At 71.7% G+C, this 23,468-nt stretch carries 20 protein-coding genes; 16 read left to right on the forward strand and 4 right to left on the reverse strand.

The window, feature by feature from the left end; translation table 11 throughout:
• Nucleotides 1-9: 9 nt before the first annotated feature.
• From ACFV6V_RS09830 to ACFV6V_RS09865, 8 genes are all read left to right on the forward strand, one after another.
• Nucleotides 10-1,122 (forward strand): quinone-dependent dihydroorotate dehydrogenase, encoded by a 1,113-nt coding sequence (locus ACFV6V_RS09830; protein WP_385561807.1) that lies wholly within the window; start codon nt 10-12, stop codon nt 1,120-1,122.
• Nucleotides 1,119-1,964 carry an orotidine-5'-phosphate decarboxylase gene (gene pyrF, locus ACFV6V_RS09835; RefSeq protein ID WP_385561687.1) on the forward strand — a complete coding sequence of 282 codons (846 nt, stop codon included), beginning with the start codon at nt 1,119-1,121 and terminating at the stop codon, nt 1,962-1,964. Before ACFV6V_RS09830 ends, pyrF begins: the two co-directional genes overlap by 4 nt.
• 275 nt (nt 1,965-2,239) lie before the next feature.
• The gene (locus tag ACFV6V_RS09840) at nt 2,240-2,563 is read left to right on the forward strand and encodes an integration host factor (RefSeq protein ID WP_005319887.1); all 324 of its coding nucleotides are present in this window, start codon (nt 2,240-2,242) and stop codon (nt 2,561-2,563) included.
• Between the two features lie 38 nt (nt 2,564-2,601).
• Nucleotides 2,602-3,165, forward strand: coding sequence for a guanylate kinase (gene gmk / locus ACFV6V_RS09845; RefSeq protein WP_361287992.1), 564 nt, complete (start codon nt 2,602-2,604; stop codon nt 3,163-3,165).
• A gap of 61 nt (nt 3,166-3,226) precedes the next feature.
• Nucleotides 3,227-3,499: a DNA-directed RNA polymerase subunit omega gene (gene rpoZ, locus ACFV6V_RS09850; RefSeq protein WP_039649019.1), complete on the forward strand. Its 273-nt coding sequence runs from the start codon at nt 3,227-3,229 to the stop codon at nt 3,497-3,499.
• A 160-nt stretch (nt 3,500-3,659) separates the two neighbouring features.
• Nucleotides 3,660-4,862: a bifunctional phosphopantothenoylcysteine decarboxylase/phosphopantothenate--cysteine ligase CoaBC gene (coaBC, locus tag ACFV6V_RS09855; RefSeq protein WP_385561692.1), complete on the forward strand. Its 1,203-nt coding sequence runs from the start codon at nt 3,660-3,662 to the stop codon at nt 4,860-4,862.
• Nucleotides 4,863-5,223: 361 nt separating this feature from the next.
• Nucleotides 5,224-6,432 carry a methionine adenosyltransferase gene (metK, locus tag ACFV6V_RS09860; protein WP_385561695.1) on the forward strand — a complete coding sequence of 403 codons (1,209 nt, stop codon included), beginning with the start codon at nt 5,224-5,226 and terminating at the stop codon, nt 6,430-6,432.
• A 108-nt stretch (nt 6,433-6,540) separates the two neighbouring features.
• The gene (locus ACFV6V_RS09865; RefSeq protein WP_385561698.1) at nt 6,541-8,685 is read left to right on the forward strand and encodes a primosomal protein N'; all 2,145 of its coding nucleotides are present in this window, start codon (nt 6,541-6,543) and stop codon (nt 8,683-8,685) included.
• Nucleotides 8,686-8,816: 131 nt separating this feature from the next.
• Here the strand turns inward: ACFV6V_RS09865 and ACFV6V_RS09870 are convergent, their stop codons facing one another.
• Nucleotides 8,817-9,260, reverse strand: coding sequence for a hypothetical protein (locus ACFV6V_RS09870; RefSeq protein ID WP_385561701.1), 444 nt, complete (start codon nt 9,258-9,260; stop codon nt 8,817-8,819).
• A 250-nt stretch (nt 9,261-9,510) separates the two neighbouring features.
• Between ACFV6V_RS09870 and fmt the strand changes: the two genes are divergently transcribed.
• From fmt to ACFV6V_RS09890, 4 genes are all read left to right on the forward strand, one after another.
• Nucleotides 9,511-10,446, forward strand: coding sequence for a methionyl-tRNA formyltransferase (fmt, locus tag ACFV6V_RS09875; protein ID WP_385561704.1), 936 nt, complete (start codon nt 9,511-9,513; stop codon nt 10,444-10,446).
• Between the two features lie 60 nt (nt 10,447-10,506).
• Nucleotides 10,507-11,940 (forward strand): RsmB/NOP family class I SAM-dependent RNA methyltransferase, encoded by a 1,434-nt coding sequence (locus ACFV6V_RS09880; RefSeq protein ID WP_385561706.1) that lies wholly within the window; start codon nt 10,507-10,509, stop codon nt 11,938-11,940.
• A gap of 258 nt (nt 11,941-12,198) precedes the next feature.
• Nucleotides 12,199-12,882: a ribulose-phosphate 3-epimerase gene (rpe, locus tag ACFV6V_RS09885; protein ID WP_385561709.1), complete on the forward strand. Its 684-nt coding sequence runs from the start codon at nt 12,199-12,201 to the stop codon at nt 12,880-12,882.
• 75 nt (nt 12,883-12,957) lie between these two features.
• Nucleotides 12,958-14,004 (forward strand): sugar-binding transcriptional regulator, encoded by a 1,047-nt coding sequence (locus ACFV6V_RS09890; RefSeq protein WP_385561712.1) that lies wholly within the window; start codon nt 12,958-12,960, stop codon nt 14,002-14,004.
• Nucleotides 14,005-14,023: 19 nt separating this feature from the next.
• Here ACFV6V_RS09890 and ACFV6V_RS09895 read toward each other — a convergent pair whose 3' ends face one another.
• Both ACFV6V_RS09895 and ACFV6V_RS09900 read right to left on the reverse strand, forming a co-directional pair.
• Nucleotides 14,024-15,184, reverse strand: coding sequence for an amidohydrolase family protein (locus ACFV6V_RS09895; RefSeq protein ID WP_385561714.1), 1,161 nt, complete (start codon nt 15,182-15,184; stop codon nt 14,024-14,026).
• Complete coding sequence (locus ACFV6V_RS09900; RefSeq protein WP_385561810.1) at nt 15,185-16,522, reverse strand: glutamine synthetase; 1,338 nt, start codon at nt 16,520-16,522, stop codon at nt 15,185-15,187. It abuts the gene before it with no gap.
• 312 nt (nt 16,523-16,834) lie between these two features.
• Here ACFV6V_RS09900 and ACFV6V_RS09905 point away from each other — a divergent pair, with 312 nt between their 5' ends.
• Nucleotides 16,835-17,200 (forward strand): barstar family protein, encoded by a 366-nt coding sequence (locus tag ACFV6V_RS09905; RefSeq protein WP_385561813.1) that lies wholly within the window; start codon nt 16,835-16,837, stop codon nt 17,198-17,200.
• 195 nt (nt 17,201-17,395) lie between these two features.
• Nucleotides 17,396-18,862 carry a GuaB1 family IMP dehydrogenase-related protein gene (locus tag ACFV6V_RS09910; protein ID WP_385561717.1) on the forward strand — a complete coding sequence of 489 codons (1,467 nt, stop codon included), beginning with the start codon at nt 17,396-17,398 and terminating at the stop codon, nt 18,860-18,862.
• A gap of 103 nt (nt 18,863-18,965) precedes the next feature.
• Here the strand turns inward: ACFV6V_RS09910 and ACFV6V_RS09915 are convergent, their stop codons facing one another.
• A complete protein-coding gene (locus ACFV6V_RS09915; RefSeq protein ID WP_385561720.1) occupies nt 18,966-20,003 on the reverse strand; it encodes a GDSL-type esterase/lipase family protein in 1,038 nt (345 codons plus the stop codon).
• A 403-nt stretch (nt 20,004-20,406) separates the two neighbouring features.
• Here ACFV6V_RS09915 and ACFV6V_RS09920 point away from each other — a divergent pair, with 403 nt between their 5' ends.
• Together ACFV6V_RS09920 and ACFV6V_RS09925 are read left to right on the forward strand one after the other, a co-directional pair.
• Nucleotides 20,407-23,022, forward strand: a complete 2,616-nt coding sequence (locus ACFV6V_RS09920; RefSeq protein ID WP_385561723.1) for a nitrate- and nitrite sensing domain-containing protein — start codon at nt 20,407-20,409, stop codon at nt 23,020-23,022.
• A complete protein-coding gene (locus tag ACFV6V_RS09925) occupies nt 23,015-23,464 on the forward strand; it encodes a roadblock/LC7 domain-containing protein (RefSeq protein ID WP_385561725.1) in 450 nt (149 codons plus the stop codon). The genes ACFV6V_RS09920 and ACFV6V_RS09925 overlap by 8 nt, the downstream gene beginning before the upstream one ends.
• Nucleotides 23,465-23,468 lie beyond the last annotated feature (4 nt).

Below are 23,468 nucleotides of genomic sequence, written 5' to 3' on the forward strand. Positions count from 1 at the left end.
ACCGATTCGATGTACGACTTCTTCTTCCACACGGTCTTCAAGCGCATGGACCCCGAGGACGCCCACCACCTGGCCGTCCGCTGGATCCGCCTCGCGGCCCGCGTTCCCGTGCTGCGGACGTTCGTCGCCGCCGCCCTCGCCCCCCGCTACAAGGAGCTGCGCACCGAGGCCCTGGGCCTGCGCATGCACGGCCCCTTCGGGCTCGCCGCGGGCTTCGACAAGAACGCCGTCGCCATCGACGGCATGAGCATGCTCGGCTTCGACCATGTCGAGATCGGTACGGTCACCGCCCAGCCGCAGCCCGGCAATCCCCGGAAGCGTCTCTTCCGGCTGATTCCCGACCGGGCCCTGATCAACCGGATGGGCTTCAACAACGAAGGCTCCGCCGCCGTCGCGGAACGGCTCGCGGCCCGCAGGGCGGTGTTCAGGACCGTCGTCGGCGTCAACATCGGCAAGACCAAGGTCGTGCCCGAGGCGGAGGCCGTCGGCGACTACGTCACCTCCACCGAGCGGCTGGCCGCGCACGCCGACTATCTCGTCGTCAACGTCAGCTCGCCCAACACCCCCGGGCTGCGCAACCTCCAGGCGACCGAGTCCCTGCGTCCCCTCCTCGCCGCCGTACGCGAGGCAGCCGACCGCACCGTGACCGGCCGCAGGGTCCCGCTGCTGGTCAAGATCGCCCCCGACCTGGCCGACGAGGACGTCGACGCCGTCGCCGACCTCGCGGTCGAACTCGGCCTCGACGGCATCATCGCCACCAACACCACCATCGCCCGCGACGGCCTCGGGCTGAAGTCGGACCCCGAGCTGGTGCGGGAGACCGGCGGGCTGTCCGGCGCACCCGTCAAGGAGCGCTCCCTGGCGGTCCTGCGCCGCCTGTACGCCCGTGTGGGCGGCCGGATCACCCTCGTCGGTGTCGGAGGCGTCGAGAGCGCCGAAGACGCCTGGCAGCGCATTCTGGCCGGTGCGACGCTGGTGCAGGGCTACAGCGCCTTCATCTACGAGGGCCCGTTCTACGCCCGCGCGATCCACAAGGGCCTGGCCGCCCGCCTTGCCAGCAGCCCGTACGCCACCCTCGCCGAAGCCGTCGGCGCCGACACCAGGAAGGCGGCCAGCGCATGAGCCCCCAGGAAGCATTCGGCGCCCGGCTGCGCCGTGCCATGGACACCCGCGGCCCGCTGTGCGTCGGCATCGACCCGCATGCCGCGCTGCTCACCGCCTGGGGCCTCGACGACGATGTGGCCGGTCTCGAGCGCTTCAGCCGGACCGTCGTCGAGGCGCTCGCCGACCGGGTCGCCGTGCTGAAGCCGCAGTCGGCGTTCTTCGAGCGCTTCGGCTCGCGAGGCGTCGCCGTCCTGGAGAAGGCGGTCGAGGAGGCCCGCGCCGCGGGTGCCCTGGTGCTGATGGACGCCAAGCGCGGGGACATCGGCTCGACCATGGCCGCGTACGCCGAGACCTACCTGCGCAAGGACTCCCCGCTGTTCTCCGACGCCGTCACGGTCTCGCCGTACCTCGGCTTCGGCTCGCTGCGCCCGGCGCTCGACCTGGCCCGGGAGAGCGGCGCCGGAGTGTTCGTGCTGGCCCTCACCTCCAACCCTGAGGGTGCCGAGGTCCAGCGGGCGACTGCGGCGGGCGGGGTCTCGCTGGCCCAGCTCATGCTGAACCACATGGCCGACGAGAACGCCGGCGCCCAGCCGCTGGGCTCGGTCGGCGCGGTGGTGGGGGCCACGCTCGGCCAGGCGGGTGCCGATCTGGACATCAACGGCCCGCTGCTCGCGCCGGGCATCGGAGCCCAGGGCGCGACCCCGGCGGATCTGCCGGGTGTCTTCGGCGCGCAGGTCCGCAATGTCCTGCCGAATGTGAGTCGTGGGGTCCTGCGGAACGGCCCGGACATCGCGGCGCTGCGCGAGTCGGCCGCCCGCTTCACGGACGAGGTGCGGGCAGCCGTCGCGACGGCCGAGTAGCTCCGTCCGGGTTCGGTGCCGAGGTCGCCACCTGCGCGTTTGACCGACGGTTTCTTGACAGAAACCGGGTCAGTATGTCTGGAATGTCCTGGTCGGCCGATGCTGACCAGGACTTTTCCGCTGTTCTCGCTGACGGGAGCGGTCCAGGCCGCTAGTCTCCGTCGAGAGCCGGCGATGCAGCGCGAGGTATGCGTTGCTCGTTGGCGCCTGGTGTGGGGCCGTTGTGTTCCTCACCGGTCCGTATCCGACAGTTCGACATCCGAGGTGACGTAGGCGTGGCTCTTCCGCCCCTTACCCCTGAACAGCGCGCAGCCGCGCTCGAAAAGGCCGCCGCGGCTCGCCGGGAGCGGGCCGAGGTCAAGAATCGACTCAAGCACTCCGGTGCCTCTCTCCATGAGGTCATCAAGCAGGGCCAGGAGAACGATGTCATCGGCAAGATGAAGGTCTCGGCCCTGCTCGAGTCCCTGCCCGGCGTCGGCAAGGTCCGGGCCAAGCAGATCATGGAACGGCTCGGCATTTCCGAGAGCCGTCGCGTCCGGGGTCTCGGCTCCAACCAGATCGCCTCTCTTGAGCGCGAGTTCGGCGGCGGCGCCGCCTGACGTTCCCGGGCACTCCCGAGAACCTGGATAATCGCTGCATGGCAGCAGAGGTACGTCCGCGGCTGACCGTGCTCTCCGGCCCCTCCGGGGTGGGCAAGAGCACGGTCGTCGCTCATATGCGCAAGGTCCACCCCGAGGTCTGGCTCTCGGTGTCGGCCACCACCCGTAAGCCCCGCCCCGGGGAGCGGCACGGCGTTCAGTACTACTTCGTCTCGGATGACGAGTTCGACAAGCTGATCGCCAATGGTGAGCTGCTGGAATGGGCGGAGTTCGCGGGCAACCGCTACGGCACCCCGCGCAAGGCGGTCCAGGAGCGCCTGGAGTCCGGCGAGCCGGTGCTGCTCGAGATCGACCTCCAGGGTGCCCGGCAGGTCAAGGAGTCCATGCCGGACTCGCAGCTGGTGTTCCTGGCCCCGCCGAGCTGGGACGAACTGGTTCGCAGGCTCACCGGCCGCGGCACCGAGGCGCCCGATGTGATCGAGCGCCGCCTCGAGGCCGCCAAGGTCGAGCTGGCGGCCGAGTCTGAGTTCGACACCACCCTGGTCAACACCTCCGTCGAGGACGTGGCGCGTGAGCTGCTAGCCTTGATGGCAGTCGTTTGATCTTCGTCTGATTTCCTGACGTTCTTTGAAGATCTCCCTGAATCCATCGGAAGGCCAGAGCGTGTCCTCTTCCATCACCGCGCCCGAGGGCATCATCAACCCGCCGATCGACGAGCTCCTCGAGGCCACTGACTCGAAGTACAGCCTCGTGATCTACGCGGCCAAGCGTGCGCGTCAGATCAACGCGTACTACTCACAGCTCGGCGAGGGTCTGCTCGAGTACGTCGGTCCGTTGGTGGACACCCACGTCCACGAGAAGCCGCTCTCGATCTCCCTGCGTGAGATCAACGCGGGTCTGCTGACCTCCGAGGCCATCGAGGGCCCGGCGCAGTAGGCGCGTCTTTACGTCACCACAGGCCCGGCCGGGGCACCTCCCACCGCCCAGCGAGGGGAAGCGTCCGGCCGGGCCTGTGGTGTGTCAGCCTGATGTGTGTCAGACAAAGGTGTGTCATCGAAGGCGACGGTGATCGCCGTCCGTGGGGAGCGGGAACGCAGTGGACAAGCCGAAGGTCGTACTGGGAGTCAGCGGCGGTATCGCCGCCTACAAGGCGTGCGAGCTGCTGCGCAGGCTGACCGAGTCCGGGCACGACGTCCGCGTCGTCCCCACCGCCTCGGCCCTGAACTTCGTCGGCGCCCCCACCTGGTCGGCACTCTCCGGGCACCCCGTGTCCACCGAGGTCTGGTCGGACGTCCACGAGGTCCCGCATGTGCGCATCGGGCAGGAGGCGGAGCTGGTCGTGGTGGCCCCCGCCACCGCTGACCTGCTGGCCAAGGCCGCCCACGGTCTCGCCGACGACCTGCTGACCAACACCCTGCTCACCGCCCGGTGCCCCGTGGTCTTCGCCCCCGCGATGCACACCGAGATGTGGGAGCACCCGGCGACCCAGGAGAACGTGGCGACACTGCGGCGCCGCGGCGCGCTGGTCATCGAGCCGGCTGTCGGCCGGCTCACCGGTGTGGATACGGGCAAGGGGCGGCTGCCCGAGCCGGCCGAGATCTTCGAGGTCTGCCGGAGCGTCCTGGCGCGCGGTGTCCGCACTCCGGACCTCGTCGGCCGCCATGTCGTCATCAGCGCGGGCGGCACCCGCGAGCCCCTCGACCCCGTGCGCTATCTGGGAAACCGCTCCTCCGGCAAGCAGGGGTACGCGCTGGCCCGCACGGCGGCGGCCCGCGGCGCCAAGGTGACCCTGATCGAGGCCAACACCGGTTTCGCCGACCCGGCGGGCGTGGACGTGCTCCACGCAGGCACGGCGGTGCAGCTCCGCGAGGCCGTGGTCAAGGCGGCTCTTCAGGCCGATGTGGTGGTCATGGCGGCGGCGGTCGCCGACTTCCGCCCGGCGGCCTATGCGGCAGGCAAGATCAAGAAGAAGGAAGGCCAGGAGCCCGCACCGGTCGCCCTGGTGCGCAACCCCGACATCCTCGCCGAGATCTCCGCCGACCGCTCCCGTCCGGGCCAGATCGTCGTGGGCTTCGCCGCCGAGACCGACGACGTGCTCGCCAACGGCCGCGACAAGCTCCGCCGCAAGGGCTGTGACCTGCTGGTCGTCAACGAGGTGGGGGAGCGCAAGACCTTCGGCTCCGAGGAGAACGAAGCCGTGGTGCTGGCCGCCGACGGCGGTGAGACCCCCGTGCCGTACGGGCCCAAGGAAGCCCTCGCGGAGACCGTCTGGGATCTGGTGGCGGCCCGGCTGTCCTGACGGAACCTGGCCTGATTTCTCGTCCGTGCGGCGACACGCCGAATGTGACGCACGCCGCATTCGGCGGGTGTGGGGGTGAGGGCCGGCTTCCGGATCGAGGCGTGATGAATGCCGCATACCGCAGTGAGTCGCCGCGGTATGCGGTCGGCATACGGCGGAACCGGCGATTCAGATCATCTGTGGCGACCGGCACTGTGTGCTTCAGTCGGTACTTTGTGTGGCTGAACGACTCCCGTGAGGCGGGACACGTAGTCCAACCGCCGACCGCTCCCGATAAACTGTCCTCGGAACGACGTGGGGCGCAGCCCCCGGCCGGTCCACCAATGATCAGCCAGCAGCCGCTGCAACCCCAGGGAGCGTTGTGTCCCGTCGCCTGTTCACCTCGGAGTCCGTCACCGAAGGCCACCCCGACAAGATCGCTGACCAGATCAGCGACACCATCCTCGACGCTCTGCTCCAGGAGGACCCCTCCTCCCGTGTCGCCGTCGAGACGCTGATCACCACCGGCTTGGTGCACGTGGCCGGAGAGGTGACCACGAAGGCCTACGCCGACATCCCCACCCTGGTGCGCAACAAGATCCTCGAGATCGGTTACGACTCTTCGAAGAAGGGCTTCGACGGCGCTTCCTGTGGGGTCTCGGTCTCCATCGGCGCGCAGTCCCCGGACATCGCGCAGGGCGTCGACACGGCCTACGAGTCCAGGGTCGAAGGCGATGACGATGAGCTCGACAAGCAGGGCGCCGGCGACCAGGGCCTGATGTTCGGGTACGCCTGCGACGAGACCCCCGAGCTGATGCCGCTGCCGATCCACCTCGCGCACCGGCTCTCCCGCCGTCTGTCCGAGGTCCGCAAGAACGGCACCATCCCGTACCTGCGCCCCGACGGCAAGACCCAGGTCACCATCGAGTACGACGGCGACAAGGCGGTCCGGCTCGACACGGTCGTGGTCTCCTCGCAGCACGCCTCCGACATCGACCTCGAGTCGCTGCTCGCGCCCGACATCCGCGAGTTCGTGGTCGAGCACGTGCTCAAGGAGCTCGTCGAGGACGGCATCAAGCTGGACACCGACGGCTACCGCCTGCTGGTGAACCCGACCGGCCGCTTCGAGATCGGCGGCCCGATGGGCGACGCGGGCCTCACCGGACGCAAGATCATCATCGACACCTACGGTGGTATGGCCCGCCACGGTGGCGGTGCCTTCTCCGGCAAGGACCCGTCCAAGGTCGACCGCTCCGCCGCCTACGCCATGCGCTGGGTCGCCAAGAACGTCGTGGCCGCCGGTCTCGCCGCGCGCTGCGAGGTCCAGGTCGCGTACGCGATCGGCAAGGCCGAGCCCGTCGGCCTGTTCGTGGAGACCTTCGGAACCGCCACGATCGAGACCGACAAGATCGAGAACGCCATCGCCGAGGTCTTCGACCTCCGCCCTGCCGCGATCATCCGCGACCTCGACCTGCTCCGCCCGATCTACGCCCAGAGTGCGGCGTACGGTCACTTCGGCCGCGAGCTCCCGGACTTCACCTGGGAGCGCACGGACCGCGTGGACGCGCTGCGTGCGGCGGCCGGTCTGTAAGCCCTGACGACAGCCTTTTCGCGAGAGCCCCGGACGGATACCGTCCGGGGCTCTCGCATGACCGGCGACCACCCGGGCCTGTCAGTCCCGTCTGGTAGGAATGTCGCTGTGAGCAGCGGCGACGAAAGTTCCGGGCGGACCGGGGACGGACCGCCCGAGCAGCTTGCGCTCATACGGGACACCGTGCGCAAGGCCAAGGCCCCGCGGGCCAAGCCGCGTACCTGGCGCGGAGCCGCGCTCGCGGGCGTACTGCCGGTGGCCAGGGTCGTGGTCAACAAGGGCGTGCTCCACCTCGACCAGTTCTTCGACTACGCCGTGCCCGAGGAGCTGGACGCCGTCGCCCAGCCGGGGGTGCGCGTGCGGGTGCGGTTCGGCGCGGGCGCGCACCAGGTGCGTGCCGGACGGCGTGAAGGCGGTCGGCTGACCGACGGATTCATCGTGGAGCGCCGGGCCGATTCGGACTACGCGGGACCGCTGGCCGCGCTCGCCGACGTCGTCTCGCCCGAACCGGTGCTCAGCCCCGAGCTACTCGCGCTGACCAGGGCGGTCGCCGACCGCTACGCGGGCAGCCTGGCTGATGTGCTGCAGCTCGCCGTGCCACCGCGCAGTGCCCGGGCAGAGGCGAAGCCCTCGCCGGAGCCGCTGCCGCCGCCGGGTGCACCCGACCCCGGGACCTGGGCACGCTACCCCCGCGGTCCCGGCTTCCTGGAGGCACTCGCCACCGGGGGTGCCCCACGGGCCGTGTGGAACGCGCTGCCGGGGCCGCACTGGGCCGAGGAACTGGCCAGGGCCGTGGTGGCGACCCTGGCGTCCGGTCGCGGCGCGCTGGTCGTCCTGCCGGACGGCCGGGCCGTGGCACGGGTCGACGAGGCGCTGACCGGGCTCATCGGTGAGGGGCGGCACGCGGTGCTGACCGCCGAAGCGGGACCCGAGAAACGCTACCGGCGGTGGCTCGCCGTGCGCCGCGGATCGGTGCGGGCGGTGATCGGGACCCGGGCCGCGATGTTCGCGCCCGTCCGTGAGGTCGGCCTGGTCGCGCTGTGGGAGGACGGCGACTCCAGCCACAGCGAGCAGCACGCACCGCTGCCCCATGCGCGGGAGGTGCTGCTGCTGCGGGCGGCGCACGAGAAATGCGGCTTCCTGATGGGATCGGTGAGTTGCACCGTCGAGGCCGCCCAGCTCATCGAGAGCGGCTGGGCCGGGCCACTGGCCGCGGACCGCGCCCGGGTGCGCGAGGCGGCCCCGTTGGTACGGACGGTCGGCGACGGAGAGCTCGCGCGCGACGAGGCGGCCCGAGCGGCGCGACTGCCGAGCCTGGCCTGGCAGACCGTGCGCGACGGGCTCCGCACCGGGCCGGTGCTGGTGCAGGTGCCCCGCAGGGGATACGTACCGAAGCTGGCCTGCGAACGGTGCCGTGCGGCTGCTCGCTGCGGGCACTGCGCAGGCCCCCTGGAGGCGCCCCGGGAGCGTGACCTGCGCTGCGGATGGTGCGGCAGGGACGCCGGCGAGTGGCACTGCGGCGGGTGCGGTGGCACCCGGCTGCGGGCCCAGGTGGTGGGCGCCCGGCGCACCGCCGAGGAGCTGGGACGAGTCTTCCCTGCCGTGCCGGTGCGCACATCCGGGCGCGACCATGTCCTCGACACCGTGCCCGACCGGCCCGCGCTGGTCGTCAGCACCCCAGGCGCGGAACCGGTCGCTGACGGCGGATATGCGGCGGCGCTGCTGCTCGACGGCTGGGCGATGCTGGGCAGGCCCGATCTGAGATCAGGCGAGGAGGCTCTGCGCCGCTGGCTGAGCGCGGCGGCTCTGGTGCGAGGTCAGGGGGAGGGCGGCACCGTGGTGGTCGTCGCCGAACCCACCCTGCGCCCCGTGCAGGCGCTGGTGCGGTGGGACCCCGTGGGCCACGCCCGGCGTGAGCTGGCCGAGCGTACCGAGCTGGGCTTCCCCCCGGTGTCCCGGATGGCGTCCGTGACGGGCCGGGCGGACGCGGTTGCCGCGTTCCTGGCGACCGCCTCCCTCCCGTCCGACGCGGAGGTCCTGGGCCCGGTCCCCTTGCCCCCGGTGGCCCCCGGCCGCCCCCGCAGGCCCGGGGACCCCCCGCCGGGTGAGCACTGGGAGCGTGCGCTGCTGCGGGTGCCCACGGGCAGTGGGGCGACCCTGGCCTCCGCCCTGAAATCGGCGCAGGCGTCGCGGCTGGCGCGGGGCGGGGGAGACCCGGTGCGGGTCCGCATCGACCCCCCGGACATCGGATAGCGGGACATCGGATAGCGCTCGCCGGCGCCGGTTCGGGGTGGGCGGGCTGTCGGCGAGCCCGCACCCCGTGGCGGCGCCCGGTGCGTCCGTCGTCCCCCGTCCCGTAGACGGCCAGGCCTCTGAGGTACGGCCTAGCCGTTGCGGGGGGCCGGGACCGCCCGGGCTGCCGGGACCGCGGGGGCGGGCGCCGGCACCGCCTCCGGCGTGGCACCCGCCGGTACCTGCGTCGCCCGGCGTGAGCCGTAACGCCGGTGCACCGCCTGCTTGGTGACACCCAGCGCCGAACCCACCGCGTCCCACGAGAAGCCGAGCGAGCGGTCGAAGTCCACCGCCGCGGTCACCAATGTCTCGACGCTGTCCCGCAGTTCCTGCGCGAGGCGGACGGTCGGGGCGGGAGCCCTGCCATAGACGACGAAGCCCGCGGACGGGCCGGAGCGACGCGGACGGTAGACATTGCCCAACTGCGCCGTGAGTGTGCGCAGTGCGTCCACCTGTCGGCGGACCCGCTCGATGTCCCGCACCAACAGATGCAGGCTGGCCCGGGCTTGGGCGTCGTGAGTTGCGTGGTCGGCCATGGACAAGCCTCTCGAACCGGCGTTGAAAGGGGCCGGGCCGCACCGGATGCCACCAGATCCAGATGCGGCGGCATGCGGCCCGTTTCGGTCAATCTCTCTTGACCAACGCTCCAGGCTGCGTTGTGGTCACGGTGCGGGAGAGTGAGGGCATCTGCGCAGGGCGCGCGGGCTCTCGTGCGCCCCCGGTCAGCAGGGCCAAATAGACTGGTGCGTCGCGCGTCCACCCGGCACACAGAGCGAGGTAATCCCAGTGAAACTTGTCTTCGCAGGCACCCCCGAGGTCGCCGTACCCGCCCTTGACGCGCTGCTCGCCTCCGACCGCCACGAGGTGGCCGCGGTCGTCACACGCCCCGACGCGCCCGCGGGCCGTGGCCGGCGGCTGGTCGCCAGTCCCGTCGCGCAACGCGCGGAGGAGGCCGGAATCGAGGTCCTCAAGCCCGTCAAACCGCGTGACGAGGACTTCCTGGCCCGGCTGCGAGAGATCGCGCCGGACTGCTGCCCGGTCGTCGCGTACGGCGCCCTGCTGCCGAAGGCCGCGCTCGACATCCCCAGCAGTGGCTGGGTCAATCTCCACTTCTCGCTGCTGCCCGCCTGGCGCGGCGCGGCGCCGGTGCAGCACGCGATCCTCGCCGGGGACGAGATGACCGGTGCGTCGACCTTCCAGATCGAGGAGGGACTCGACTCCGGGCCCGTGTACGGAGTGATCACCGAGCATGTGCGCCCCTCCGACACCAGCGGTGATCTGCTCACCCGGCTCGCCTTCGCCGGTGCCGGGCTGCTGGCCGCGACCATGGACGGGATCGAGGACGGGACCCTCAAGGCCGTACGGCAGCCCGCCGACGGCATCACCCTCGCGCCGAAGATCACCGTCGAGGACGCCCATGTGGACTGGCGGGCACCGGCCCTCCGGGTCGACCGGGTGGTACGCGGCTGCACGCCCGCACCCGGAGCCTGGACCGTCTTCCGGGGCGAGCGGCTCAAGCTGGTGAACGCCACGCTGGTCCAGGACCGCTCGGACCTGGCGCCAGGGGAGCTCGCCGCCGGGAAGAACAATGTGTACGCCGGTACGGGTTCGCACGCCGTCGAGCTGCTCTGGGTGCAGCCCCAGGGCAAGAAGCCCATGCGCGCCGCCGACTGGGCGCGCGGGGTGCGGATCGCCCCCGGGGAGCGGCTGGGCCCTGTCTGAGGGGTGATCGGGGCGTCGTAGGCTGAAGGGGTTCGACCCTTTCGAAACGCGGAGCACCTTTTGAGCGAGCAGAGCCGTCGCCCTTCCCACAAGCCTTACCGCCGACCGGCGAAGGACCCCGTGCGGATCCTCGCCTTCGACGCGCTCCGGGCCGTTGACGAGCGGGACGCGTACGCCAACCTCGTGCTGCCCCCGCTGCTGCGCAAGGCCCGTGAGAAGGGCGACTTCGACAGCCGGGACGCGGCACTCGCGACCGAGCTCGTCTACGGGACGCTGCGTCGCCAGGGCACCTACGACGCGATCATCGCCGCCTGTGTGGACCGCCCGCTGCGCGAGGTCGACCCGCCGGTGCTCGACGTGCTCTCGCTGGGCGCGCACCAGCTGCTCGGCACGCGTATCCCCACCCACGCGGCGGTGTCGTCGAGCGTGGAGCTGGCGAGGGTGGTGCTCGGTGACGGCCGTGCGAAGTTCGTCAACGCCGTGCTCCGGAAGATCTCGCAGCACGACTTGGACGCGTGGCTGGAACGCGTGGCCCCGCCGTTCGACGAGGACGCCGAGGACCACCTCGCCGTGGTGCACTCGCATCCGCGGTGGGTGGTCTCGGCACTCTGGGACGCGCTGGGCGGCGGCCGCGCCGGGATCGAGGACCTGCTGGAGGCCGACAACGAGCGGCCCGAGGTGACGCTGGTGGCCCGCCCCGGCCGGGCGACCACGGAGGAACTCCTGGAGCTGCTCGGCGAGGGGGCGGGGCTGCCGGGCCGCTGGTCGCCGTATGCCGTGCGGCTCGCCGAAGGCGGCGAGCCGGGTGCGCTCGACCCGGTCCGCGAGGGGCGGGTCGGGGTCCAGGACGAAGGCAGCCAGCTTGTCGCGATCGCGCTGGCGAACGCCCCGCTCGACGGCCCTGACGAGCGCTGGCTCGACGGCTGCGCGGGCCCCGGCGGCAAGGCGGCCCTGCTGGGCGCCCTGGCCGCCGGGCGTGGTGCCGCGCTGCTGGCCGCCGAGAAGCAGCCGCACCGCGCCCGCCTCGTGGAGCGCGCGCTGGCCGGCAACCCGGGCCCGTACCAGGTCATCGCCGCCGACGGCACCCGCCCGCCGTGGCGCCCCGGTTCCTTCGACCGGGTCCTGGTCGACGTGCCCTGCTCGGGACTCGGCGCCCTGCGCCGCCGTCCCGAGGCCCGCTGGCGCCGCCGCCCCGAGGACTTCGAGGGCTTCGCCCCGCTCCAGCGCTCCCTGCTGCGGGAGGCGCTGAGCGCCGTCCGGATCGGGGGAGTCGTGGGCTACGCGACCTGCTCGCCGCATCTCGCAGAGACCCGTGTGGTCGTGGAGGACGTCCTGAAGGGCCGCGGCGGCCCGGCGGCCGAGGCCGAGTGGATCGACGCCCGCCCGCTGATGCCCGGGATCCCGGCCCTGGGCGAAGGGCCCGACGTCCAGCTGTGGCCGCATCTGCACGGCACGGACGCGATGTATCTGGCCCTGCTGCGGCGTACGGCCTGAGGCCGCGAACCTCGTGGGCCCGGCGACGGAGTTCACCACCGGGGCGGTGACAGCAGGTACCGCCGCCCCGTCGTGGTCCACAGGCGATGAGTCCGGGACGCGTGGAGCGTGTGAGGCGGTCGTGGCACCACCACCGCGGTCGACGAAGGACGCCGAAGCCCCGGCGGCGCCGCCTCCCGCCCCCGGTCCCGGCTACCCTCGAAGCCACCTTGCGGTCCTCCTGCGCATGCCGGTGCCGCCGCATGGCAGTCTTGGCACATGGCTCAGATCTTTCCCAGCATCCTGTCCGCCGACTTCGCCCGCCTCGCCGAGGAGGCCAAGGCGGTCGAAGGTGCCGAATGGCTCCATGTCGATGTCATGGACAACCATTTCGTGCCCAACCTGACGCTGGGCGTTCCGGTGGTCGAGTCGCTCAGCCGCGCCACGGACACCCCGCTCGACTGCCATCTGATGATCGAGAACCCGGACCGCTGGGCACCGCAGTACGTCGAGGCCGGTGCCGGGTCCGTCACCTTCCACGTGGAGGCCGCGGCGGCGCCGGTACGGCTGGCGCGGGAGATCCGGGCGAAGGGGGCGCGTGCCTCGATGGCGTTGAGGCCGGCCACGCCCATCGAGCCGTACGAGGACCTGCTGCCCGAGCTCGACATGCTGCTGATCATGACCGTGGAGCCCGGCTTCGGCGGCCAGGCGTTCCTGGACATCATGCTGCCGAAGATCCGCCGTACCCGGGAGCTGATCAACAAGCACGGACTCGAGCTCTGGCTCCAGGTCGACGGAGGTGTCTCGGAGGCCACGATCGAGCGGTGCGCCGAAGCCGGCGCGGATGTCTTCGTCGCGGGCTCGGCGGTGTACGGCGCCGAGGACCCGGCGCAGGCGGTGCGGGCGCTGCGTGACAAGGCGTCCCGGACCATTGCTTCAGCGCCCTGGGCATGCGACCACTGAGCCACGGTTACGTGAACGGGGCCCGTCCGGGCTGATCGACAACCTTCGGATCTGACAGGATGACGGTTCCGGAGTGTGAACAGCAGTGAGGAGAGCGCGGTGTCTGCAATGTCGGCGGGACGGCCAGCCCTGCGGATGGGACCCGCGGAGCTGGTGCAGGCGGCGGCCATGGCACGTCGCTTCTATCTGGAGGGCAAGTCCAAGATCCAGATCGCGGAAGAGTTCGGCGTCAGCCGCTTCAAGGTCGCACGGGTCCTGGAGACCGCGCTCGAACGCGATCTGGTACGGATCGAGATCCGCGTCCCCGCCGAACTGGACGCGGAGCGCTCCGACGCGCTGCGCGCCCGCTTCGGCCTCCGGCACGCGGTGGTCGTCGAGTCCCCGGCGGAGGGCGAGGACGAGTCCCCCGACCCGGAGAACCTGGGTGAGGTCGCCGCGGATCTGCTCGGCGAGCTCGTCGCCGAGGGCGATGTACTCGGTCTGGCCTGGGGGCGCTCCACGATCCACATGGCGGCTGCGCTGGACCGGCTTCCGCCCTGCACCGTCGTGCAGCTCACCGGCGTCTACGACGCGGGAACCGCCGAGCGCGGATCGGTGGAGGCGGTGCGGCGAGCTGCCCAGGTCTCCGGAGGCGAGGCGCACCCGATCTACGCGCCCATGCTGCTGCCCGACCCGGCCACGGCCGCGGCCCTGCGCAACCAGACCGGTATCGCGCGTGCCTTCGAGTACTTCGACAAGGTGACCGTCGCCTGTGTCTCCATCGGCTCCTGGGAGCCGGGCATCTCCACCGTCCACGACATGCTGTCCGACGAGGAGCGCGCCCACTACGCCTCGCTGGGCGTGGCCGCGGAGATGTCCGCCCACCTCTTCGACGCCGACGGCCGCAGGGTCGGTCGTGACCTCGGCGAGCGCTGCATCACCGTCGAGGCGGACCGGCTGCGCCGTATCCCCGAGGTCATCGCCATCGCGGGCGGTCAGCGCAAGGCGGCGGCGATCGGCGCGGTGCTGCGGTCAGGGCTGGTCACCAGCCTGGTGACGGACACCGCCGCCGCGGACTTCCTGCTCACCGAGTCCCAGCCGGGGCCCCGCCCGGCCCTGGAGCGGGCGGACCCGGACAGCTGACGGGGCGACCCGTCGTCCGTCACGCTCCCGGGATCGAGACCGGATCCGGCGGCTCCACGGTTTCCAGGCCGTACAGTCGCTGGGCGTTCTCGGCGGCCAGCAGGCGGGCCACGCGTCCGGCGTCCTCGACCGACCAGGCACCGGAGCCCGTCCAGTCGCCGAGGAGTCGCTCGACGGCCTCCTGGAACACGCGGGCGCCGACGACGTACAACTCGGGCAGGCCGTGGGCATCGCTGGAGTAGAGGAGCTTGCCGAACGGGGTGAGCTCCAGCGCCTCGGCGAGCACCGCCTCCGCGCGCGCCCCGGTGTGCGCGAGTGCCAGACCCACGTCCGCGTACACATGCGGGAACACGTTGGCGAGATAGGCCGCGTGGCGGTGGTACGGGTAGCCGTGCAGCAGCACGAGGGGGCAGCCGTGGGGGCCGACGGCCCGGATGAAGTCCGTGAGCAGCAGCGGATCGCAGTGGTCCAGGCGTAGATCGGGATCACCGAAGCCGGTGTGAAGCTGGAGCGGCAGTCCGGTGCGCACCGCCGACCAGAGCAGATGACGCAGCAGCACCGGATCCGTGAGACGGCCGCCCGGTTCTCGCGTATCCAGCCAGCGCCCCGCCGCGGCGCGGACTTCGGCTTCGGCGGGCGGATCGGGGTCGAGCCCGAGCCCATGGCGGTAGGCGGCGATCGACTTGAATCCCACGGCGGTTCGGGCGGAGGCCGTGACGGCGTGGTCGAAGACTTCGACGAAGGCATCGGGACCGTGGCTGGCGTCCGCCGTCCGCTCGGCCAGTGACTCGAGACGTACGACCGCGCGTGCCGCTCCTCCACTGAGCGCCGCGAGCTCCGTGGGGCCGGTGAGGTCACCCGGAAGCCCGGTGTCGACCAGGTATGTGCCCGTACCGCTCGCCTCCAGCAGCCTGCGGGTCACCTCCTCATGGCCCAGTTCGCGACGCCGCTGCAGATAGCGGTCGGGAGGGCAGTGCGCCTCCAGACCGAGCAGCGGTGGGCACCAACGGCGTACCGCGAACCCCAGTTGGGTGTCGAAGAAGCTCGTGCCGGACGAGGCGGGGGCGTCGGACTCCGTGAGGTAAGAGACGAAGGAGTCCACGTCCGGCTCCCGGCGCAGCACCCCGTGGCAGTGGTGGTCGACGAGCGGTGGCAGCGCCCAGGCAGGATCGGGCGGCATTCAGAACCGCCCGCAGGTGGCATCGGCGATCTCCTGCGGGGACTTCCCGTCGAACAGCTCGATCTCGGCGCGGCGTACGGCCGCAACCGCCTCGAACAGCACCTCGCCCAGTGCCTCCCGCAGCATGTCGGAGCGGTCGAAGTGGCCCAGAGCCTCGGGGAGTGTGCGCGGCAGCCGCTCCGGCGCCGGACCGGCGTCCGAAGACCCGTCGCAGGCGGCCGGATCGCCCTGGACGGGAGCCGGCAGCACCGCCCTGGCCTCGAGCCCGGCGAGCCCGGCCGCGATCACGGAGCCCACCACCAGATAGGGGTTGGCCGCCGGGTCGAAGCACTTGACCTCGGCGTTGGCACCGTCCGGGTCGTCCGGTGCGCCGGTGATGAATCGCAGGGCGGCCTCGCGGTTCTCCAGCCCCCAGCACTGGAACACACCCGCCCAGCGGGAGGGTTCGAGCCGCAGATAGCTCGCGGGGGATGGCGCCCCGATCGCGAGGAGGGCGGGCAGGGCGTGCAGGACGCCCGCCAGGAACGCCTCGCTGCCCGCGGTCATCCCGAACGGACCTCCGCCGTCCCGGCAGAGGTTCTTCCCTTCCCGCCACAGACTGAGGTGGAGGTGACCGCCGTTGCCGACGCCTCCCGCCACGACCGCGGGACCGAACAGCGGTGTGAGCCCGTGCTTCAGCGAGACGGACCGTACGGTCTCGCGCACCAGAACCGCGAGGTCCGCGGCGCCCACCGGATCCGACGGCGCCACCGACACCTCGAACTGCCCGGCCATGTACTCCGGATGGAGCTGGAGCACCTCGACGCCCTGGTCGGTGAGCGCGCACATCACGTCGTCCAGATACCCGGCGAGTTCGGCCACCCGTGCCATGCCGTACGCGGGCCCGGTGCACGCGGGTGCGCCGTCCCGCTGCACGATCCACTCGGTCTCGAAGCCCATCCGGAGCTCGATACCGCGCTCCGCCGCGAGCGCGGCCATCCGCCGGGCGAACAGCCGCTGACAGCCGGGGTACGGCCGTCCCTGCTGGTCATGGCGGTCCACGGGGGCCCACGCCCAGCCGGGCTGCCCGGCGAGCACGGTGAGCCGCCCGAGGTCCGGGATCAGCCGGAGGTCTCCGTCGGGGCCGCCGACGTGGCGGCTCATCGTCATCGAGTCGTCCACGAGATAGACGTCGAAGACGGGCGACATGCCGACGCCCCGTTCCGCGACCTGTGCCAGCCGGGCCACGGGGACGGTCTTGACCCGGGTGAGCCCGGCGTTGTCGACCCAGGTCAGGGCGACGCCGTGGACGTCCCCCGCGGTCAGCCGGGTGGCAGCCGCCCGGGCTTCCCAGCGGATTCGGCGAAGAGCCTCATCGGGGTCGGGGCCGCGCTCCGGGAGGACGTCCTCCCAGGACAGGCTGCCGATCACCGGATCCGGGGGTGCGGCGCCGCTGTCTGCCGCGCCGCCGGGTGCCGGGTCGCCGGATGTCCGGCCGCTGGGGTCTTCGTTGGGCTGCACGGGACTTTCCCTACCCACCCAGCCCCGCGTTCATCACCCGCGTCAGCGGATGGCCGGGGGCTGTCGCATGTGTCAGCGGTTGTCAGCAGCGACAGCGGCGCGATCTACTACACGCGAGATCACTCACCGGACCCGGAGAAGGGCGACCCCATGAGCGACGGCCGGAACAGCCGCAACGAACGGAACGGCCCCCTCGCGGCCTTGTTCGACGCTGCGGCCGGCCGGAACGTGACCGTGCTGGACCTCCACGGGGTCATGGACAAGGCGGCCTTCATGGAGCGCTGTGCGCGCGACCTGGGGCTGCCCGCCTGGTTCGGCCGGAACTGGGACGCGCTCGCCGACTGCCTCACCGACCTGCCCGGGGACGAGGGCGCCCTGGTGCTCGTGCGCCGCTGGCAGGAGTACGCGGCAGCCCGGCCGGGCGAGTGGCAGACCGCCCAGGAGGTCTTCGGACAGGCGGTGGACACGATGCCGCGGCGGGTCGCCGTGCTGGTGGCCATGGGACAGAACGACTAGGGCAGGTGCCGTTCCGAGGGCCCGCTGGCCCCTCTGCTTCCCGTTCGGGTAGCCTTTCGACGTAAGGCAGGTTCCCACTTCTGCCCGGCCCAGGAAGCCCCCGTACCTCCATTGGAGGAATATCCGAACGCGGGGGCGTTTTGCTGTGTCCTTGTAGGAGTGACCTGCGACGTTTCGCGTGAAAATGTGAGACTTATGCGTTTCCTTGAGCCCGGCACCGGACGGCCTGTTGCCTCGTCCCCGGTCCCCTACGACCTGACCTACGACGACGTCTTCATGGTGCCGAGCCGGTCGGCCGTTGGCTCCCGTCAGGGCGTCGACCTCTCATCCCCGGACGGTACCGGAACCACCATCCCGCTGGTCGTGGCGAACATGACCGCGATCGCCGGCCGCCGGATGGCCGAGACCGTCGCCCGCCGCGGTGGCCTGGTCGTCATCCCCCAGGACATCCCGATCGAGGTCGTCACCGACGTCATCTCCTGGGTGAAGACGCGCCACCTCGTGCTCGACACCCCGATCGTGCTCACCCCCCACCAGACCGTCGCCGACGCCCTGTCCCTGCTGCCGAAGCGGGCCCACGGTGCCGGTGTCGTGGTGGACGAGCAGGAACGTCCGGTCGGCGTCGTCACCGAGCACGACCTGTCCGGCGTGGACCGCTTCACCCAGCTCTCCGAGGTGATGTCCAAGGACCTGCTGCTCGTCGACGCGGACATGGACCCGCGCAAGGCGTTCATCACCCTGGACAACGCCAACCGCAAGATCGCCCCCGCGGTCGGCAAGGACGGCAGGCTCGCCGGTGTCCTGACCCGCAAGGGCGCCCTGCGCGCCACGCTGTACACCCCGGCCACGGACGCCCAGGGCCGACTGCGCATCGCCGCAGCCGTCGGTATCAACGGCGATGTGGCGGGCAAGGCCAAGCAGCTGCTCGACGCCGGCGTCGACACGCTTGTCGTGGACACCGCGCACGGCCATCAGGAGTCGATGATCTCGGCGATCAAGGCTGTCCGCGGCCTCGACCCGCAGGTCCCGATCGCGGCGGGCAACATCGTGGCCGCCGAGGGCGTCCGCGACCTCATCGAGGCGGGTGCGGACATCATCAAGGTCGGTGTGGGCCCCGGCGCCATGTGCACCACCCGGATGATGACCGGCGTGGGCCGCCCCCAGTTCTCGGCGGTGCTGGAGTGCGCTGCCGAGGCCAAGAAGTACGGCAAGCACGTGTGGGCCGACGGCGGTGTCCGGCACCCGCGCGATGTCGCGATGGCGCTGGCCGCCGGTGCCTCCAACGTCATGGTCGGCAGCTGGTTCGCGGGCACCTACGAGTCGCCCGGCGACCTCCAGCAGTCCGCCGACGGCAGGCTCTACAAGGAGTCCTTCGGCATGGCGTCGGCGCGTGCCGTCCGCAACCGCACCAGCGACGAGTCCTCCTACGACCGGGCCCGCAAGGCGCTCTTCGAGGAGGGCATCTCCACCTCGCGGATGTTCCTGGACGCGGCCCGCCCGGGAGTCGAGGACCTGATCGACTCGATCATCGCGGGCGTCCGTTCGTCCTGCACCTACGCGGGCGCCGGCTCCCTCGAGGAGTTCACCGAGCGGGCGATCGTGGGCATCCAGAGCGCGGCCGGTTACGCCGAGGGCAAGCCGCTGCACGCCAGCTGGAGCTGATGAGCTGGTCGATCACATAGCGGCGGCGGCCCGGGGAATCCTGATCCCGGGGCCGCCGCCGTTTCGTACGGCCGGGCCGACCGGCCCGGCGTGCGAGGTCCCGTCAAGCGGCCGAGCCGGCCACGAGGTCGGTGAACCCGGCGGTGCGCAGAGCATCTCCGACCGCGGCGGCGATCAGGACGTGTCCGCTGTCGTTCGGGTGCAGCCCGTCGGCCAGATGGCGGGCTGCCAGCAGCTCCCGGCCCGGCAGCAGGGTGAGACGCCGGTCGCCCTCCGCCATGAGGTCACGGGTCGCGGACTCCATCGCCGCGCGGAGCTGTGCGAGGGTCGCGCCGAGGATGTTGGCCGTCGACTCGGCCTCCGGGCACAGCACGGGGGAGAGCAGCAGGAGCGGGGTGTCCGGATGGCCCTGGCGTACCAGGGCGACGAAGGCGCGGACCGTCTCGTACATCAGGGGAGCGCTGTACGGGGTGCGGGACCAGCAGTTCGTGCCGAAGGCGAGGGTGAGCAGATCCGCCGGAAGCCGGGCGAGCTGCTGGGCCGTGGGCAGCTCGCCCCGGGCGCCGCCCGCGTAGCCGAGGTTGACGGTGTCGAGTCCCAGCGTCCGTCCGGTGGTCGCGGGCCAGGAGTGGGCAGGCCGGGTCGACCACCAGCCTTCCGTGATGGAGTCCCCGTGTACGACCCAGCGGGGGCGCCCGGACGCGGGGACCACTGTGCCGCCCACACCGCGCAGGCCCAGGATCACCGGCGCCTGGGATTCTGGGGGATGCACGGTGAACGGCCCGATTCCCGGGGGGAGTTCCAGTGTGACGACGCTCTCTTCCGCGGGCTCGGTGAAGGACTCGCGGAGGCAGCGATCACCGTGCCAGAGCGAGAAGCAGTGGGCGATGTCGCGCAGCGCGTCCGCCGGATCCGGCACCCGCGCGCGGTACCGGATCCGCACCTCGCTGGCTCCGCCCGGGGCGGTGAACTCCAGCCGCACACCGATGGGCAGTGCTGCCCGCTCGCGGGTGTCCCAGGGCAGCCGGGCCAGATCCGCGGGGTCGGCCCGCACCGCCCGTGCACCGTCCCGCCAGGCGACACCGCGCAGGAACGGACCCGGATCGAGCCAGCCGTCGGGCAGTGTCCCGTCCGGGGGCACACAGGGGGTCGTCCCGGGCGTCGTTCCGGGTGTTGTTCCGGGTGTTGTTCCGGGCGTCGTGTGGGGCGTCAAAGGCGGGCTCCGATCTTCGGATACGGGAGACGGGAAGTCCGGTTCGGGCCATCCCTGCCCGTGTCTGCCCTTTCGCGCACCTTGGCGGAGCTCTGACACGGTGTCCATACCCACCGCGTAACCGAAATGGCCTGGATTACCGCAGGGAGCATTGCGTCCGACATTGCCCATCGCGTAGCTTGACAGCCCCTACCGGTGGGTAACAGCCGCTGGTCAGTGAGTCACCAAACGCAGTTACGAACGCTCTGGGGAGTTCATGCGCCGGCGATTGCGCCGTTCCACGATCCGTGGCCGGATCGTGGCTCTCACCGTGTTGCCGATCATCGCGCTGATGACACTCTGGACCTTCGCGATGGTGTCCGTGACCGGAGATCTGCGCGCCCTGATCCGCCTCCAGGGGGTCTACGAGAGTTTCGGTACCCCGGTGGACACGGCGGTCGGGCAGATCCAGATCGAGCGCCGGCTGGCGGCCGGCTATCTGGGATCCGCGGAGCGCGACGCGGACAAGGCCGACGCCGCCGCGTACCTCGCCCAGCAGCGGTCCACCGACCGGGCCGTGCAGACGATGCACGAGGCGATCCGGGACCAGGAGCACCGCGAGGACCTGTCGGACCGGCAGCGGCGGTCGCTGGACGCGATGGACGAGGCGGCCGGACAGCTGGAAGGGCTGCGCAAGCAGGTGCTTGACGAGTCGCTGTCCTGGAGCGGTGCCGTCGACGCGTACACCGGGCTCGTCGAGCCGACGTTCGACATCCAGTCCACCCTCACCGCACTCCAGGCGGGGCAGCTCGCCCGAGAGGCGCAGGTGGTGGTCGAGCTGGTGCGGGTACGGGAGTTCGTCTCCCGCGAGGATGCGCTGGTCGCCGGGGCGCGAGCCGCGGGCAGGGTCAGTGACGCCCAGTACGACGCGCTGACCGCCACGGTCGAGGACCGCAGGGTCTTCCACCGGACCTATGTCGCGGATCTCCCGGCCGATTCGGCGGCACTCTTCAGGGACTTCGAGCGGAGCACCGCGTACCGCTCGCTGGTCTCCGGTGAGGACGCGCTGCTGCGGGCCGGTGGGTCCGGTGCGAGCGAGGCGATCGCCGCGGACTCCTGGCGGACGACGACCGACCGGGCGGTCAAGCGCTATATGCAGCTGTGCACCGAATCCGCGCTGAACGCGGCTGCCCGCGGACGTGACTTCGCCTACCACGAGATGGTGAAGGCCGCGGTGGTCGGCGGCGTGGGACTCGTCGCCGTGGTGATCTCGATCTGGCTCTCGGTGTCCGCGGGCCGGCGTATCGCGGGTCGTCTGGAAGAGCTGCGGGACGCTGCCGATGTGCTGGCGACCCGCCAGCTGCCGGAGGTCATGGAACGGCTCGCGGCGGGAGAGGACGTGGACGCCGCTCAGGCGGCGCCGCCGATCCGCTTCGGAGCCGAGAACGCCGGGAACACCGGGAACGCCGGGAACGCCGGGAACAACTCAGTCGTCCCGGATGAGATCGCCCAGGTCGGGCACGCGCTCAACGCGGCCCGCAGGGCGGCAGTCGAGGCCGCGGTGAAGCAGGCCACGCTCAGACGCGGAATGTTCGCGGTGCTGCTGAACATCGCCCGGCGCAACCAGGCGCTGGTGCACCGCCAGTCGAAGCTGGTCGACACGCTGGAGCGGCGCACCACCGACCCGGACATTCTCGAAGACCTGTTCCGCATCGACCATCTGACCACCCGTATGCGGCGGCATGCCGAGGGCCTGATCACCCTCTCGGGCGCGGCACCGGGGCGGCGCTGGCGGCAGCCGGTGCCGCTGGTCGATGTCGTGTCCGCCGCGGTGGGGGAGATCGAGGACTACACGCGTGTCGTCGTGCCGCCGATGCCTCCGGTGGGTGTGGCCGCGGAGGCCGTGGCGGACGTGGTGCACCTCGTCGCGGAGCTGGTGGAGAACGCGACGGCGTTCTCCCCGCCGCACACCCAGGTGACGATGCGCACCGGCGAGGCCCGCAACGGCTTCGTTCTCGAGATCGACGACCGCGGCCTCGGCATGGACCGCGAGGAGTTCGACCAGGCCCACCGCACGCTGGCACGCCCGGGTGACTACGACCCGGTGCTGGACGAGCGCCTCGGCCTGTACATCGTCGGCCGGCTCGCCGCCCGCCACGGCATCACCGTGACCCTCACCCGCTCCCCGTACGGCGGCACGACCGCGGTCGTGCTGCTGCCGACCTCGGTCACCTCTCCGGTCGAGCCCGTGGTGACCGTGCCCGAGTCCGCCTCCTCGCCGGGGGCGGTGGTCCGCACCCTGCCGACGCGTGGTCGCCGGCCGGTCGCGCCGACCGTCGCGGAGGACACACCCACGGCCGTCCTGCGCGCGGTGACCGACGCCATGCCACAGCCCGAGCAGGCGCCGGTAGGCGTCCTGGACCCGCGCACGTCCGGGGCGGCCCCCGTGCTGCCCCAGCGGACGCGAAAGGCCCTCCCTGAGGCGTCACGGGCGTCCGGGACGGACGGAGGGTCAGCGCAGGGCGGCGACTCCGCCGCCGACGCCGTGGCTGTCGAAGGACATGACGTCGCGGACGGCAGTGGGCAGGCCGCGACCGTGGGGGAGACCCGGATGTCCGAGTCGACGAGGCCGTGGCAGCCCGACGACCGTGCCGGTGACCGGCCCGACGCCCCGTCCGGGGGGCAGGACGCGCACGACCGCGCGGAGCCGGAAGGCGGCGAAGCGACCGGCGCCCGGGCGCTGCCCAGGCGGGTGCGGCAGGCGTCGCTCGCGGCGCCGCTGCGTGACGCGCCAGGGGGCCCGGACACGGGTCGCGAGCCCGCGGGCCGTGCACCCGCCAAGGAAGTCAGCGCGGAGGAGATGCGGGCCATCTTCGGGGCGTTTCAACGAGGGCTCGACCGGGGTCGCAAGGACGACCCGGCCGGGCGGGAGACCATGAGCGACGAAGGGACGGGTCAGGATGGATGACCCCGGAAACCGCGAGGGAGCCGAGCCGGTCGCGCAGACCGCCGCGAGCGACCTCGGCTGGCTGCTGGACGAGTTGGTGGCCAGGACCGACCATGTCCGCCAGGCCGTGCTGCTGACCTCGGACGGGCTGGTCACCTGCGCGTCGCGCGGGATGCCGGCACGTGACATCGAGCATCTGTCCGCCGTCTGCGCCGGGTTCCACAGCCTGGCCAAGGAGACCGGGGACCGTTTCGGGGCGGGCCGGGTGCGGCAGACCATGGTGATGCTCGATGGCGCGTATCTGTTCATCACGCCGGCCGGTGACGGCAGCCGTCTCGCCGTGCTGTCCGACATCGAGACCGATGTCGGACAGCTCGCCCACGAGATGACCCTGCTGGTCAGGCGGGTGGGCCGGCATATGGCCGTGCCCGCGCGCGCCGTCCGCGAGGCCACCGACGCCTGATCCC

It is taken from the genome of Streptomyces sp. NPDC059828, from assembly GCF_042731955.1.
GTDB lineage: Bacteria > Actinomycetota > Actinomycetes > Streptomycetales > Streptomycetaceae > Streptomyces.

What these genes read in the sequence shown, in the direction of transcription:
- ACFV6V_RS09830 (WP_385561807.1), top strand. Translation starts at nt 10, where the DNA reads ATGTACGACTTCTTCTTCCACACGGTCTTCAAGCGCATGGACCCCGAG.
- pyrF (WP_385561687.1), top strand. Translation starts at nt 1,119, where the DNA reads ATGAGCCCCCAGGAAGCATTCGGCGCCCGGCTGCGCCGTGCCATGGAC.
- gmk (WP_361287992.1), top strand. Translation starts at nt 2,602, where the DNA reads ATGGCAGCAGAGGTACGTCCGCGGCTGACCGTGCTCTCCGGCCCCTCC.
- ACFV6V_RS09870 (WP_385561701.1), bottom strand. Translation starts at nt 9,260, where the DNA reads ATGGCCGACCACGCAACTCACGACGCCCAAGCCCGGGCCAGCCTGCAT.
- rpe (WP_385561709.1), top strand. Translation starts at nt 12,199, where the DNA reads ATGGCTCAGATCTTTCCCAGCATCCTGTCCGCCGACTTCGCCCGCCTC.
- ACFV6V_RS09895 (WP_385561714.1), bottom strand. Translation starts at nt 15,184, where the DNA reads ATGCCGCCCGATCCTGCCTGGGCGCTGCCACCGCTCGTCGACCACCAC.
- ACFV6V_RS09905 (WP_385561813.1), top strand. Translation starts at nt 16,835, where the DNA reads ATGAGCGACGGCCGGAACAGCCGCAACGAACGGAACGGCCCCCTCGCG.
- ACFV6V_RS09910 (WP_385561717.1), top strand. Translation starts at nt 17,396, where the DNA reads ATGCGTTTCCTTGAGCCCGGCACCGGACGGCCTGTTGCCTCGTCCCCG.
- ACFV6V_RS09920 (WP_385561723.1), top strand. Translation starts at nt 20,407, where the DNA reads ATGACACTCTGGACCTTCGCGATGGTGTCCGTGACCGGAGATCTGCGC.
- ACFV6V_RS09925 (WP_385561725.1), top strand. Translation starts at nt 23,015, where the DNA reads ATGGATGACCCCGGAAACCGCGAGGGAGCCGAGCCGGTCGCGCAGACC.